Genomic DNA, 13897 nt, shown 5'->3' with positions numbered 1-13897 from the left:
TCGCTTTCTTGACTTTCTTTATCATATTTTATAGCCACCGCAATACCGGACTGAAATTATCAAGATAAATTTCTTAGCCGGATAATAATCGGCAAGCCAGCGCCAGTCGATACATTTGTCTATCTGATTGCGGGAGAATCGCGGGGATGCGAAAATATGCGCGGCGCACAAACCTTGGTTTGCTTTGTGGAACTTCAATTGCGGCATTGGTTCTGTCGATAAACGCCATGGCACAGGAAGCGCCGATCCTTGTGTCTGAAGTTTCAGGCAATGTGACGCTTCTCGATCGCATCACGGTGGTGAGCCGGACAGGCGAAAGCGCACTCGATACGCTGGCCTCCGTGAGCCAGATCAGCGGCGAAGAACTTGAACGCCGCATGGCGACCAATGCCAACGACATTTTCTTCGGCGTTCCTGGAATCAAGGTTTATTCGGACGGGCGCCCGGCGGTCAGCAACATCAATATCCGTGGTCTTCAGGATGCCGGTCGCGTGTCGGTCATTGTCGATGGCGCGCGTCAGAATTTTCACAAGGCCGGTCATGAGGTGTCGCGTATGTTCTGGCTCGATCCACAACTGGTAGAGCAAGTGGATGTCATCCGCGGCCCAAGCGCCAACACGTTCGGCTCCGGTGCGATCGGTGGCGTGGTCTATTTCGAAACCAAGAAGCCCGATGATTTTCTCCGCGAGGATGAAAATTACGCGCTGTCGCTTACCGGCCGCTACGAATCGAATGGTTCCGGCTGGACCACAAGCGCCATCGGCGCATTTCGGTTCAATGAGGCCGCTTCCATTCTCGGCAACGTCGTTTGGCGGGACTATGGGGACTACAAAGACGGCGGCGGCACACGCGTAGAGAATTCCGGTTTCGACGTTCTGAGCGGCCATATCAAGGGCACGTTCAAGCCGACCGAACACAGCGAATTGACACTCGGTTGGACAGGTTCTCGCGACGAATGGTCGTCAACGGCCACGCGAGACTATCGGCTCGACAGCGACACGTTCACCGGCGAGTTCAAGATTTCTGACGCAGAAGAAAAATGGATCAACCTCAACATCAAGGGTGCGGTGAACGAGCTTGATTTGAGTCAGTGGGATTCCGGCGTCGGGTCCGGTTACGATTTGCGCACGAGCAGCTTCGACATCTGGAACTCCTCTTATTTCGAAACCGGCATGATCGCCCATGAACTGACGGTCGGCGGCGATTGGGTCTATGACGATTTCACATCGAGGGCGGCATCCGGGGGTGCAGACACATACAATCCGGTCGGAACGCGCCAGGTCTGGGGTGCATACGTTCAGGACAAGCTCACTTATGACTGGCTCGAGATCGTTGCCGGGCTGCGCTACGATTCCTACGAGTTGGAAGCGACCAGCAAAAACTCGGGAGACCGCTTCTCTCCGCGGCTGAGCGTCGGTGTCTCTCCGTTCAAGGAAGGTGTTCTCTCCGGTCTCCAGGTCTACGGTTCCTATTCGGAGGGCTATCGCGCGCCGAACACGTCCGAAGCCTACATCACCGGCGGGCATTCCTTCCCCGGATTCAGCTTTGCCTTCCTGCCAAATCCGGATCTCAAGCCGGAAACCGGCAAGACTTGGGAGGCTGGTGTCAACTATACCGCCGATGGACTTTTCAATCCGGAGGACACGCTGCGGCTCAAAGCGGCTTACTTTCACAACGACATCAAGGATTACATTACGATTCCGACTTTCCCTGCATTCCCGGGAAGCGAATGCGCGAGCCTCGGCCACACCATGTGCGCCCAATACCAAAACCTCTACGCCGCGGAAATCCAGGGTTTCGAACTTGAAAGCCGCTATGATGCGGGCCGTTATTTCGCCGGACTCGGCGTTTCCATCATTGACGGCCACCAGACAGACCGGGACGGCGTTACGTCGGATCTGACAACCATTCCCGCGGCAAGCGTCACGCTGGACGGCGGCATGCGTTTTCTCGAGCGTCGCCTGACACTCGGTGGCGAGGTGCAGTTCAACAAGGCTCCCAGCGGATCGGCCTTCGCCGAAGACTATACGTTGGTGAATCTTTATGCGAACTATCAGCCCAATGAAAATCTTCGGTTTGATCTCCGCGTCGACAATCTGTTCGACAAGCGATACGTCCTGCCGATTGTCGACGTCTCCGATGGCGTCCATGCACAACCCGGACTAACCGTAAAACTCGGCGCAACCATGCGCTTTGGAGGATAAGATGCCGTCACAATTACCTTCCCTTTCTCGCACGGCGATTGCTGGCCGTGTTGCGCTGGCGCTGGCGGGCATCATTGCGATGACGCTGCCGGGCGCGGCCCAAGACGCGGAGACCGGCGGCACCATCAAGCTTGAACTCAACGCGCTTCAGAAGAGCGAGAACGGCTGCCGCATCGCCTTCGTGGTCGAAAATGCACTCGGCAAGGATGTTGCCAAAGCCGCTTACGAGATTGCGCTCTTCGATAAGGAAGGTCTCGTCGACCGGCTTTTGGTGCTCGATTTTCAGGAACTGCCGAACGAGAAAACCAAGGTGCGCCGTTTCGACCTTGCGGATGCGGATTGCGATGCGATCGGTCGCGTCCTGATCAACGATGCCTCCGCCTGCGAGGGGGATGGTATTGAACCGGGCGATTGCATTGCCCGCCTTGAGGCGACGAGTCGCGGCTCAGTCACCTTCGGCAAATAACCTCCAGAAACGAAGAACCCCACAGGAATACCCACAATGTTCGACGGCGTCATCACTTCCATAGGCTCATTTCTCAGGCTCGGCGGTCCGGTCGTTGCGATACTGCTGGTTCTTTCGGTCTTCGCACTGGCGCTGATCCTGCTGAAATTTTTCCAGTTTCAGCGCGAGCGCGTCGGCCGGCACGGGCGCTCCAACCGGGCGCTCCATGCGTGGTTTCATCGCAATCAGAGCGACGCCCGGTCGATACTCGCCAACGGGCGGTCGCCGCTGGAGGAAACGCTCGCGACCACAATGCGGCTTTCCGCCGCGAAAGCCGACAAAGGTGCCGTGGAGGATGAAGTCAGCCGCGTTGCGCTTGGCCGTCTGCACGATTTGCAGCGCGGCTTTCGCGCGCTCGACGCCATCGCCCAGGTCGCGCCGTTGCTCGGCCTGTTCGGCACGGTCCTCGGCATGATCGAAGCTTTCCAGAGACTTCAGGAAGCCGGAAACTCCGTGGATCCGTCCATTCTCGCCGGCGGCATCTGGGTGGCCCTTCTGACCACCGCCTGTGGCCTCGCCGTTGCCATGCCGGTTTCTCTTCTTCTCACTTGGTTCGAGACGCGCATCGAGAACGAGCGCGTTGCCATCGAGACCATGACCGCAACCGTTCTTTCGCATGCCGCGCTGGAAACGGCGGAGGAACAGGCGGCACCGGCCGACAACGGAACGCCCCGGCTCGTAACGGGTGACAGCTATGCGCATTGATGCGGTTGCAGTCAGGAAAAGGAAGCCTCTTTCGCTCACATCGTTGATCGATGTGATCTTCCTGCTGCTGCTCTTCTTCATGCTTTCCTCGACCTTCACACGCTTCGCCCGGGTCGAGATTTCGGGCGGACCCGCGTCTGCATCCGCCGGCGGTGCGCCACCGGACGTGCTTATCCGCGTGGACGATCCGGCGGGCTGGCGCATAAACGGTCAGACACTTGCTGAGGATGCCGCCATTGCAGAGCTCGCTCGCTTGCGGGAAACGGGTGCCCAGACCGCTGTTCTTCTGGTGCGTGGTGAGCTCACGTCCCAACAATTGGTTGCCGCGGTGGAACGCATTCGCCGCACCACTCAACTCAACCTTTCCGTCGCGAGGTAATTTCAATGTTGCGCCTTGCCCGTCCCACACAGACACGTCAGCGAGAAAGCACGATCGCGCTGATCAACATCGTCTTCCTGATGCTGATCTTCTTTCTCGTTGCCGGCACGCTGACACCACCGCTCGACAACGACGTCAGCCTGATATCCACCGTCGAGGCCAATCCGTCCGAGCCTCCAAACGCATTGTTTGTTACCGAGGAAGGCGAATTGCGGCTTCGGGGAGCGACCACGGATGCGCGGAATTTTATGATTGCCCGTACCGAAACGCTCGGAGAAACCGCTGCAAAAGAGCTTGAGGTCAAGGTCGCAGCGGACCGCGACCTGCCTGCGGCAAAACTGGTCGACATCGTGGGCGCCCTCAAGGCGGCCGGCGCCAGCAAAATCAGCATCATCACGGAACGTGCGGCAGAATGAGGATACGAGCCTGGAAATGGTCGGCCGCGCTGGCCGTCTCTTTAAGTATACACGCGGGCGCGGCGGCGTTCGTGATGAGCCGCCCTGCCCCGGTGGAAATCGCCGGTGGCGGAGCCACGGAGATCGCCATCGCGGGCAACGCCTTTGCCGACATGGTGGCGGCTGGCGAAACGACAGAGGAAATTGAGCCGCAAACCGAACCGGTTCAGCCCGAGGCCGTGAGCGAGGTGACACCCGATACCCAGGTCGATACGGCAACCGCCACACCGATCGAAACGGTCACGGAGAATGTTCCTGCGCCGGTGGTCGAAGCCGAGCAACCCGTGGTCGAAAATGCCGAAACGGAAACTGCGGAAGAAGCTGTCGAACCGGTCGAGAACGCACAGGTGGTAACGGCACTCGCGGATGTACCGGTTCCCACGCCCCGTCCTGCCTACACGCCGCCGCCCAAACCGAAAGTTCAGAAGAAAAAGCCCGCCCGGACGGCCAAGGCCGCTCCACCGAAGAAACGGAATGCGGGTTCAAAGGGCCGGGACAGGCAGGACGCGCGCCGTGGGACCGCAGGCCAACGCAACGACGGCAAGGCATCCAAGGGACGTCAGGTTGCCCGCGCCTCGAAAAGTGGAAATGCACGCGTTTCCAACTATCCCGGCAAGGTGGTTTCCAAGCTGCGGCGCTCGCTGCGTTATCCAAGCGCGGCAAAGCGTCAACGGTTGAAAGGCGAGGTTCGCGTGCGTTTCACGATCGCCCGAAACGGATCGGTGAGCGGCATTCGTATCGTCCGCAGTTCCGGGTCGAACGTCTTGGACAAGGCCGCCCTCGACACTGTGCGGCGCGCAGCCCCCTTCCCCAGAATCCCTGATGGCGCGGGTCGGTCGAGCTGGGGCTTCACTGTCCCTCTTGCCTTTAGGCGCTGAGGCTGGTTCCGCAAAGAATGTGCAGGCGCGAACGCAAGAACAACAGCGGCTACCGCCTGCACTTCGTCCTGTTCTAGACCGAAGCGAGCAGGCTCGCATTGCCGCCCGCAGCCGTGGTGTCGACACAGATGGCGCGTTCGTGCACGAAGGCCGCCGGATAAATCGGCTCGCAGACCAGCGGCACGATTGCGCCTTCACGCTGTGCCAGCGCGCTGCGCAGCTCTTTCAGCCATTCCCGCGCACCGCAGGCCGCAACGACATCCATTTTCAAAGCGCCAAGCGCCTGCACCGCCACCGCGCCATCGGCCGCCTCCAGCGGCAGCCCCTGCCCGAGAAGCGGTTTCACGATTCGCCGTGCATCGGGATGAACGGCCAGAACCGCGTTACCGGTGGCGAGCGCCTGCACCACCTGCGCGATGAGCGTCTCTTCATCCGCACCGAGGCACAGGGCCCGACCACGCGGTATCAGCATCAAACTGTTCGCCTCCCCCGTTGGTCCCGGCAGATCGACCGGTCCCTGATCGAGCGCAGCCGCTGCGGCAATGGCCTCTCCTGCTCTTCCGCGCAAAAGCTTGCGTAGCGCCGAAAGCCGGTCGCCCCGTGCCAGCCATTTCTTGTCCACCGCCGGCATCATCACCGCCAATGCATCCGCTGAATGCATCGTGCCCGACGGTGTTCCCCCGGTGTCCGCCCGACTGCGCCGAAACCGCCGCAGATAGTGCGGCCCACCGGCCTTGGGACCGGTGCCCGAAAGCCCTTCACCGCCAAAAGGCTGCGACCCCACCACGGCCCCGATCTGGTTGCGGTTCACATAGATATTGCCGGCATGAGCGCGGTCCACCACGTGCTGGGCGCGTGCATCGATGCGCGTGTGAAGCCCGAAGGTCAGGCCGTAACCTTTTGCGTTCACATCGGAAATGACCTCATCGATCGTCTCCGCGTCGAACGTCGCCACATGCAGGATCGGCCCAAAGATTTCGCGCTCGAGTTCGCTGATGCCCGAAACCTTGAAGGCCGCGGGCGCCACGTAACGTCCGCCATTCGGCACATCGAGCGCTGCGATCTGCCGGCCTTTGCCCGACATTTTCTGCGTGTAGGCGCTGATCGTCTCGAACGCCTCGTCATCGATGACGGGACCGACATCCGTGGAAACGTCCCATGGATCGCCGATGCTGAGCGCCTGCATCGCCCCCTTGAGCATCTTCAGGATGCGATCTTCCACATCGCTCTGCACATAGAGCATGCGCAAGGCCGAGCAGCGCTGGCCGGCGCTTTGAAAGGCGGAGGCCACGATGTCGCGCACGGCCTGCTCGGGCAACGCCGTGGAATCGACGATCATCGCATTGAGCCCGCCGGTTTCGGCGATCAGCATCGCATCGGGACCGGCATTGTCGGCAAGTTGCCGTTCGATAAGACGCGCCACCTCGGTGGAACCGGTAAAACACACGCCCGCGATTCTCGGATCGGCGGTCAGGGGGCCGCCCACTGTCGGGCCGTCGCCGATCAAAAGCTGCAACGCGTCGGCAGGAACGCCGGCCTCGTGCATCATCGCCACCGCGCGTGCCGCAATCAGCGACGTCTGTTCGGCTGGCTTGGCGATCACGGCATTGCCTGTCACCAGCCCGGCGGCAATCTGGCCGGTAAAGATGGCCAGCGGAAAGTTCCAGGGCGAAATGCACACGATGACGCCGCGCGCATCCGTATCCTTTTCCACTTGCCGCGCCTCGCGGGCGTAGTAGCGCAGGAAATCGACCGCCTCGCGCACTTCGGCAATGCCATCGGCAAGCGATTTCCCGGCTTCGCGGGTGGCCAGCGCGAAGAGCTCGGCCGCATGCGTCTCGTAGAGATCGGCAATGCGGCGCAAAATCTCGCCGCGTTCCGCAACCGGCGTGCCCGCCCAGGCAGGCTGTGCTTCGAGCGCAACGCCCACCGCCTCCTGAGCCTGTTTCTGCGATGCGTCGCGCACCGTGCCCACTGTCTCGGAAAGCCGCGCCGGATTGACCACCGTCCGCGCCTGGCCATTCCCCTTGGCGCGGGTGATCGATTGCGCGCTCCATTGATGTGGTTGCACGAAGGGTTCGCGCGCCTCGTCAAGCGCCGTCAGGGTCACGGGATCGGTGACATCCCATCCCTTCGCGTTCTCCCTGCTGGCGCCGAAAATCTCGGACGGGCGAGCGATGGCCGGGTTGGCCGCCTGAGCTTCAGCCTCGATCGCGGCGAACGGGTCGGCCGCGATTTCCTCGGCACTCACCTCGGTGTCGACGATCTGATGTACGAAAGAGGAGTTCGCGCCGTTCTCCAGAAGCCGTCGAACCAGATAGGCCAGCAGATCCTGATGCGCACCGACCGGCGCATAAATGCGGCAACGCGTACCCTCGCGCTTGCGCACGGTCTCATGCAGCGCTTCCCCCATGCCATGCAGGCGCTGAAACTCGAACGCGTCCCTGTCGGCCGCCATGGACAGGATCGCCGCCGCCGTATGGGCGTTGTGGGTGGCGAATTGCGGATAGATGCGGTCGGTCATATCGAGCAATTTGCGCGCGCAGGCGATATAGCTCGCATCCGTGTTCACCTTGCGGGTGTAGACCGGAAAACCGTCGAGCCCCATCACTTGTGCCCGTTTGATCTCCGTATCCCAATAAGCGCCTTTCACCAGACGCACCATAATGCGCCGGTCGAGGCGTTCGGCGAGATCGTGGAGCCAGTCAAGAACGAAGGGCGCGCGTGGCCCATAGGCCTGCACCACCACACCGAACCCGTCCCAGCCGGCCAGCTCCGGTTCAGCCAGCACCGCCTCGATCACATCGAGCGACAGATCCAGTCTGTCAGCCTCCTCGGCGTCGATATTGAGCCCCATGCGCGCATCGCGCGCCGCCGATGCGAGGCTTTTCAGTCGCTCGATCATGACCGGCAGCATATGGGCCTTCTGCGTCGCCTCATAACGGGGATGAAGTGCGGACAGTTTTACCGAAATGCCGGGATTGGCGCGAATGTCATCCTGGTTGGAATGCCGCTTCAAAGCGGAGATGGCATCGGCGTAAGCCTTATGATAGCGCAATGCGTCGGCTTCCGTACGGGCCGCCTCGCCCAGCATGTCGTAGGAATAGGTGTAGCCCTTCTCCTGCATCGCCTTGCCGCGCTTCATCGCTTCGTCGATGGTGCGCCCCAGCACGAATTGTTCACCCATCTCGCGCATGGCCCGCGACACGGCCCTGCGGATCACCGGCTCGCCCATGCGGCGCACCAACCCCCGCAAAGTCGCCTCAACCCCGTCGCCCTCATCGTCGAGCACCCGGCCGGTCAGCATCAGCGCCCAGGTAGAGGCGTTGACGAAGATCGACGCGGATTCGCCCGAATGGGCCGACCAGTCATGGGGCGCGATCTTGTCGCGGATCAGGTCGTCCATCGTCTCCGCATCGGGCACGCGCAACAAAGCCTCGGCGAGACACATCAACGCCACGCCCTCCTGCGTGGACAATCCATATTCGGAAAGAAACGCCTCCATCAGGTGCATATCGCTCGACGAGCGCACCGCGCGAACGAGATCGGCTGCTTCGTCCGAGATTTTCCGCCGCTCCTCCGGCGATATGTCCGCCAGCTTGATCAGGCGCTGCACGGCCTCCGCCTCGTCGGCCAGATAGTTCGCCCGCATTTCCTCTCGCAAGGTTTCCGGCGCTTTGTTCTGCATATCGTCCTCGAACACTGGTATGAATTTCGCAGCGCTCCCAACACCGCAATTGAACCGATCATAGCACAGCGCAAACAGCCAATCGGGCTGATTGCTTGCGCATCACAGTCCAGATCGACTAACTTTCTTTTGCAAATCAACCTCACGGGGACTATTTCAGCATGCAGACAGAACGTGTGGACCGCATAGACCGGAATATCCTGGACGCGTTGACCAAGGATGGCCGCCTCTCCATAGCCGAGCTTGCGCGCCGCGTCGGCCTTTCCAAGACACCGGTTCAGGCGCGGCTGCGGCGGCTGGAGAAAGAGGGCTATATACGCGGCTATTCCGCGATCATCGACCGTGCGCGTATCGGCGAGGGTCACATCGCTTTCGTACAGGTCGAACTCGAGGACACACGTTCATCCGCATTGGCCGCCTTCAACAAAGCGGTTCTGGCCGTTCCGGAGATCGAGCAGTGTCACATGACGGCGGCCGGTTTCGACTATCTCCTCAAGGTTCGCACGCGCGATATTTCCAGCTACCGGAAGGTTTTGGGAGAGCGAATCTCCGCCCTGCCCCATGTGGCGCGCACGTCGACATTCGTGACGATGGAAACCGTCAAGGATCGTTAGGGCCTTCCGCATCGAGAGTCTTCAGGAATGCGATCAGCGCCTTGCGCCCACGATCGGTGAAGATCACGCCCCGAATTTCAGACTGGCCCGCGACAGCGTCCGGCGCAGTGCTATAGTGATCGATCACATCGTCCAGCGAAGCGATTTGCCCGGCATGCATGTAAGGTGAACGTTGCGCCACGCCGCGCAACGAAGGCGTTTTGTAGGCGCGCTCCATCACCGCCGTGTCACGCTTCATGAAGCGCAACGCCGTGCACGCTCCCGGTTGCGCATCGCTGTAGGTTTCCAGACAATTGAAAGGGTCGGCCAGCACCTCGCCAATACCAACGGCGCGTCCTCGGTCCAATTCATCTGCGGCCATGGGCGGCACGCCGGTGTTATGGAAATGATCGTCGGTGAAACGCGGTCCGTTGTGACATTCCAGACAGTTGGCCTTGCCGATAAAGAGCCTGAGCCCCTCCAGTTCCAAATCGCTAAAGGCCGCATCGCCCGTCGGCGCCTCGCCGGCCGCAATCGCCCGCGCAAATCGGTCGAAACGGGTTTCGCCTGGCTCAAGCGTTCGCTCGAAAGCGGCGATCGCCTTACCGATATTGGCAAAGACCCGGTTCACCGCATCCCGCTCGGCCACGGACATCGTCGTCCATGCCGCGCGCTCCGCAGCACCACCCAACGGGCTGGCATCGCTCGGCATTCGCTCAAGCTCAGGCAATGGGCCGAAAACCGCTTCATAGGCCTTGGAATGGTTGGCGGAGATAAAGTGAGCGTAGGCGGTGCGATTGCCGGCATGCTCGCGGCGGTCTTCGAGCGGTACGAGCGCTTGCGCCCAGAGACTGTCGCGTCGTCCGTCCCAGAACTGCCAGACATTCCATCCGACGCCGGCAAGCGGCATGGTGCGCCGGTCTGTTTGCGCCACCCCGACGCCACGCGGCAAACCGTCCTGAAATTGCCGGTCGGGCATATGGCAAGTGGCGCAGGATATATGTCCATCGCCGCTTAGGCCCTGATCGAAGAAAAGAAGCTTGCCGAAGGCGACTGCCTGCGGATTGTCCGCATAAAGATTGGCAGGTGCCGCCGGTAGGGCCGCGAGCTCGTCGATCACCAGGGAGGCGATCTTGGCCTTTTCATCCGCGCTCAGCGGCGCGGGATCGCAAGCGGACAGCGCCAGAAACCCCGCCAGCGCGCCAATTGCGAGAAAAGGGCGCGCCACCGGCATGTTTAAAGATCCAGATTGAAGACCGCTTCGTCCAGACCGGGTTCGGCATCGATGCCGATGCGGATTTCCCAATGCCCGCCCATATTGAAGCGCATGCCTTCTACACGGTAGCGCCCTTCGCCAAGGTTCTCGGTCGTTCGCGGTTCCGTGGGCAGGCCATGCCCGTGATCCGGCATACCGCCATCGATCGAGATTTCTGCATCGGTGACCGGCGCGCCGTCGGGGGTGGTTACGGTCAACACCCATTCATGCGTTTCGTTCACCGGGACGGGCTGTGCCTCGGTCTCGAACATAACCTGGTAAAACCCCTCGCCGCTCACCGTGTTGTAGGCGACATCGACCTCCGAGGGCGGCGGTGAAAACAGTTGGAAAGCCGCATAGACCGCAATGGCGGCCACCAGCAATCCCAGGCCCGCAAGCATGATGCGACTGTTCCCGTTTGCGCGCTGTGGCGGCATTTCGTCCCTCCGACTCTTCAGATGCCTTACTTAACCCACTGCCCCCCTCCGGTTCCATAGCAACTCTGTCGCAGTCGAAGGGGCCAAAGAAAAACCGGCGCCATGACGCCGGTTTCCAGTGTCGTTTCAGTGTGCTGGATTAGAGGCCAAGTCCACCGATACAAACATATTTGGTATCGAGGTAATCTTCGATGCCCTGATGGCCGCCTTCCTTCCCCATGCCTGATTCCTTCAGGCCGCCGAACGGCGCTTCGACCGTCGTGATGATGCCTTCGTTGACGCCGATGAGACCGTATTTCAGCCCCTCCATCACGCGGAAGGCACGGCCCAGTTCGCCGGTGTAGAAATAGCACGCCAGGCCGAACGCCGTGTCGTTTGCAAGCTTTACCGCTTCCTCTTCCGTGTCGAAGCGGAAGACCGGCGCGACGGGACCGAAAATCTCTTCCTGCATGAAGCGCATGTCCGGCGTGGCATTGGAGATCACGGTTGGCTGGAAGAACGAACCGCCCAGCGCGTGTCGGGCGCCGCCGGCCGTCACCTTGCCGCCTTTTTCCGTGGCGTCGGAAATAAGTTCCTCCACCTTCTCGACCGCTTTCTCGTCGATCAACGGACCCTGCTGAGTTCCTTCTTCAAGGCCGGAGCCCACCTTCAGTTTTTCGGCTGCGGCCGAGAGCTTCTCCACGAATTTGTCGTAGATGCCCGCCTGCACGAAAAAGCGATTGGTGCAAACGCAGGTTTGTCCGGAGTTGCGGTATTTCGCCGCCATGGCCCCTTCCACTGCCCGGTCCAGGTCCGCATCGTCGAAAACGAGGAACGGCGCATTGCCCCCCAACTCCATCGACACCTTCTTCACCGTTCCCGCCGTCTTCTGGATCAGGAGTTTGCCGATCTCGGTGGAGCCGGTGAACGTGATCTTGCGCACGAGCGGATTTTCGCAAAGCGCGTCGACGATCTCGGAAGCAGACCCCGTGACGATGTTCACCACACCCTTTGGAAAACCGGCTTCCTCGCACAAAACACCCCAGGCAAGACCGGAATACGGTGTCTGCGACGCCGGTTTGGCCACTGCCGTGCAACCCGAGGCCAACGCGGGGCCGATCTTGCGCGCCAGCATCGAGGATGGGAAATTCCACGGTGTGATCGCGCCGATGACGCCGACAGGCTCTTTTGTCACGAGAATGCGACGATCCGCCCAGGGCGACGGCACCACGTCGCCATAGACCCGTCGACCCTCTTCCGCATACCACAGAATATAGGCTGCCGACATGCCGACCTCGCCCTTGGCTTCGGCGAACGACTTGCCCTGCTCCATCACCAGGAGTTCGGCGAGCGCATCCTGATTGTCCATGATTGCATCGTGGAGCTTGCGCAGAAGCTTGGCCCGGTGATCGGCGGATGTCTTCTTCCAGGACTGGAAGGCGGTTTCGGCGGCTTCGATGGCACGGCGGGTTTCGGCTGCGCCGGAGCGTGGCACGGTGCCGATTTTCTGGCCGTTGGCGGGATTGACGACATCCACGGTCTGCCCCGAATCCGCGTCGACCCAGGCTCCATCTATGAAATTGGCCTGGCGCATGAAGTGACTGGTCTTCTGAAGCATCTGCGTCTTCTCCTCTGTTTTCGCGGCACCGTAGTGTTTCGCAACACATCGGCTAGGGGCTATCTGGCCCTATTGATAGGTCCAGTGAAGCACGGACAGCCAGAACGCGGTCGAAAACACCGCCAACAGCGTCGCAATCGTCATCGCGTTGGAAGCGAGCGCCTGTCCGGTGCCGAAGCGCGACGCGATCAGATAGGGATTGACGCCGGAGGGCAATCCTGCTGCGGCAACCGCGATCTGCGCGCTGAAGACCGGAAGTCCGATAGCCAGCGCGACACCAAGGGCAACGGCGGGCATCAGGAAAAGTTTCAGCCCCGCGATGACGATTGCCGGACGCACGTCTCCCGATATGCCGAACTTGCGCAGACCAAGTCCCATGGCAAACAGCGCGACCGGGCCGGCGACATTGGCCAGCGCATCCACGAAACGCGTGCCGAGCGCCGGCATTTCAAGCCCTGAAAAACGCCACACAAGACCGGCGACGATGCCGACGATCAATGGATTGGAAAAAAGCTTGCTCAGGAACTCGCGTATGATCGCGATCGCGCTTCCGCCCTTGCGCCCCACCAGCGCGAACAGAAGGATCGACATCCCCATCATGATCGGCAAATGGATCGATACGATCAGCGACAGGACCTCGAAACCCTGTTGTCCGTAGACACCGAGCATGAACGGGATGCCGAGCAGCACCAGGTTGGAGAAGCTGGTCGACAGGCCGGCCACCACACCGGCGCGCGCATCGCGCCCGAACAGATGAACAATGACGAAATGTCCCACCCCCCACGCCACGGCGACGGCGCTGAAATAGGTGATCCAAAGCGCCCATGGCAGGCTTTCGCCGAAAGCCGCGCCCGCCATGGTCCGGAAAAGCAGGAGCGGGACCGCCACGGTCACCGCGAATTCGCTCAACGCATCGCCCGTCTGCGGTTTCAACAAACCGCTCCAGCCGGCCACATAACCGAACGCGACAAGACCAAAAACGAAGGAGACGGTTTCGACAAGCGGCGACATGGGGCCTGTTTAGCCGCAAACGGTTGCCGAGGGAAACCATCAAGCGTGTGAATGCACAGACGGTTGCAACATCGTCTTTCAAGGAGCGCATCCTTGCCTATATGCTAGGAAGAATAATTTGAGGATTGCCGTATGCTTCGCGTGCTCGTTGCCATCACATTTCTTTTCAACATCTTTCCGGCGCAGGCAA

General features: G+C 60.8%; 12 protein-coding genes. 7 read left to right on the top strand and 5 right to left on the bottom strand.

The window, feature by feature from the left end:
- Positions 1-227 precede the first annotated feature (227 nt).
- The 6 genes from QZ638_RS17415 to QZ638_RS17390 all read left to right on the top strand — a co-directional run bounded on the left by QZ638_RS17415 (position 228) and on the right by QZ638_RS17390 (position 5126).
- Complete coding sequence (locus tag QZ638_RS17415; RefSeq protein ID WP_295813131.1) at positions 228-2204, top strand: TonB-dependent receptor; 1977 nt, start codon at positions 228-230, stop codon at positions 2202-2204.
- A 1-nt stretch (position 2205) separates the two neighbouring features.
- Positions 2206-2670, top strand: coding sequence for a hypothetical protein (locus QZ638_RS17410; RefSeq protein WP_295813129.1), 465 nt, complete (start codon positions 2206-2208; stop codon positions 2668-2670).
- 36 nt (positions 2671-2706) lie between these two features.
- Positions 2707-3414 (top strand): MotA/TolQ/ExbB proton channel family protein, encoded by a 708-nt coding sequence (locus QZ638_RS17405; protein ID WP_295813126.1) that lies wholly within the window; start codon positions 2707-2709, stop codon positions 3412-3414.
- Positions 3404-3793, top strand: a complete 390-nt coding sequence (locus QZ638_RS17400; protein ID WP_295813125.1) for a biopolymer transporter ExbD — start codon at positions 3404-3406, stop codon at positions 3791-3793. The genes QZ638_RS17405 and QZ638_RS17400 overlap by 11 nt, the downstream gene beginning before the upstream one ends.
- A 5-nt stretch (positions 3794-3798) precedes the next feature.
- Positions 3799-4209 carry a biopolymer transporter ExbD gene (locus tag QZ638_RS17395; RefSeq protein ID WP_295813123.1) on the top strand — a complete coding sequence of 137 codons (411 nt, stop codon included), beginning with the start codon at positions 3799-3801 and terminating at the stop codon, positions 4207-4209.
- A gap of 74 nt (positions 4210-4283) precedes the next feature.
- The gene (locus QZ638_RS17390) at positions 4284-5126 is read left to right on the top strand and encodes a TonB family protein (protein WP_295813122.1); all 843 of its coding nucleotides are present in this window, start codon (positions 4284-4286) and stop codon (positions 5124-5126) included.
- A gap of 73 nt (positions 5127-5199) precedes the next feature.
- Here the strand turns inward: QZ638_RS17390 and putA are convergent, their stop codons facing one another.
- Positions 5200-8814 (bottom strand): bifunctional proline dehydrogenase/L-glutamate gamma-semialdehyde dehydrogenase PutA, encoded by a 3615-nt coding sequence (gene putA, locus QZ638_RS17385; RefSeq protein WP_295813120.1) that lies wholly within the window; start codon positions 8812-8814, stop codon positions 5200-5202.
- Positions 8815-8975: 161 nt separating this feature from the next.
- Here putA and QZ638_RS17380 point away from each other — a divergent pair, with 161 nt between their 5' ends.
- Positions 8976-9428: an Lrp/AsnC ligand binding domain-containing protein gene (locus tag QZ638_RS17380; RefSeq protein ID WP_295813118.1), complete on the top strand. Its 453-nt coding sequence runs from the start codon at positions 8976-8978 to the stop codon at positions 9426-9428.
- Here the strand turns inward: QZ638_RS17380 and QZ638_RS17375 are convergent.
- The 4 genes from QZ638_RS17375 to QZ638_RS17360 all read right to left on the bottom strand — a co-directional run bounded on the left by QZ638_RS17375 (position 9415) and on the right by QZ638_RS17360 (position 13707).
- Complete coding sequence (locus QZ638_RS17375) at positions 9415-10641, bottom strand: cytochrome c peroxidase (RefSeq protein ID WP_295813116.1); 1227 nt, start codon at positions 10639-10641, stop codon at positions 9415-9417. The genes QZ638_RS17380 and QZ638_RS17375 overlap by 14 nt on opposite strands.
- Before the next feature lie 2 nt (positions 10642-10643).
- Positions 10644-11099, bottom strand: coding sequence for a FixH family protein (locus tag QZ638_RS17370; RefSeq protein ID WP_295813114.1), 456 nt, complete (start codon positions 11097-11099; stop codon positions 10644-10646).
- A gap of 139 nt (positions 11100-11238) precedes the next feature.
- Complete coding sequence (locus QZ638_RS17365) at positions 11239-12696, bottom strand: NAD-dependent succinate-semialdehyde dehydrogenase (RefSeq protein WP_295813112.1); 1458 nt, start codon at positions 12694-12696, stop codon at positions 11239-11241.
- 69 nt (positions 12697-12765) lie between these two features.
- Positions 12766-13707 (bottom strand): AEC family transporter, encoded by a 942-nt coding sequence (locus QZ638_RS17360; protein WP_295813110.1) that lies wholly within the window; start codon positions 13705-13707, stop codon positions 12766-12768.
- Positions 13708-13897: the final 190 nt, after the last annotated feature.

This window comes from uncultured Nitratireductor sp., from assembly GCF_913053745.1.
Taxonomy (GTDB): domain Bacteria; phylum Pseudomonadota; class Alphaproteobacteria; order Rhizobiales; family Rhizobiaceae; genus Nitratireductor.
Note: the sequence above shows the minus strand (reverse complement) of the source record. Positions and strands in the feature narration are given on the sequence as shown.

Coding starts and splice junctions, on each gene's coding strand:
- QZ638_RS17415 (WP_295813131.1), top strand. CDS start 228: ATGGCACAGGAAGCGCCGATCCTTGTGTCTGAAGTTTCAGGCAATGTG.
- QZ638_RS17410 (WP_295813129.1), top strand. CDS start 2,206: ATGCCGTCACAATTACCTTCCCTTTCTCGCACGGCGATTGCTGGCCGT.
- QZ638_RS17405 (WP_295813126.1), top strand. CDS start 2,707: ATGTTCGACGGCGTCATCACTTCCATAGGCTCATTTCTCAGGCTCGGC.
- QZ638_RS17400 (WP_295813125.1), top strand. CDS start 3,404: ATGCGCATTGATGCGGTTGCAGTCAGGAAAAGGAAGCCTCTTTCGCTC.
- QZ638_RS17395 (WP_295813123.1), top strand. CDS start 3,799: ATGTTGCGCCTTGCCCGTCCCACACAGACACGTCAGCGAGAAAGCACG.
- QZ638_RS17390 (WP_295813122.1), top strand. CDS start 4,284: ATGAGCCGCCCTGCCCCGGTGGAAATCGCCGGTGGCGGAGCCACGGAG.
- putA (WP_295813120.1), bottom strand. CDS start 8,814: ATGCAGAACAAAGCGCCGGAAACCTTGCGAGAGGAAATGCGGGCGAAC.
- QZ638_RS17380 (WP_295813118.1), top strand. CDS start 8,976: ATGCAGACAGAACGTGTGGACCGCATAGACCGGAATATCCTGGACGCG.
- QZ638_RS17375 (WP_295813116.1), bottom strand. CDS start 10,641: ATGCCGGTGGCGCGCCCTTTTCTCGCAATTGGCGCGCTGGCGGGGTTT.
- QZ638_RS17370 (WP_295813114.1), bottom strand. CDS start 11,099: ATGCCGCCACAGCGCGCAAACGGGAACAGTCGCATCATGCTTGCGGGC.
- QZ638_RS17365 (WP_295813112.1), bottom strand. CDS start 12,696: ATGCTTCAGAAGACCAGTCACTTCATGCGCCAGGCCAATTTCATAGAT.
- QZ638_RS17360 (WP_295813110.1), bottom strand. CDS start 13,707: ATGTCGCCGCTTGTCGAAACCGTCTCCTTCGTTTTTGGTCTTGTCGCG.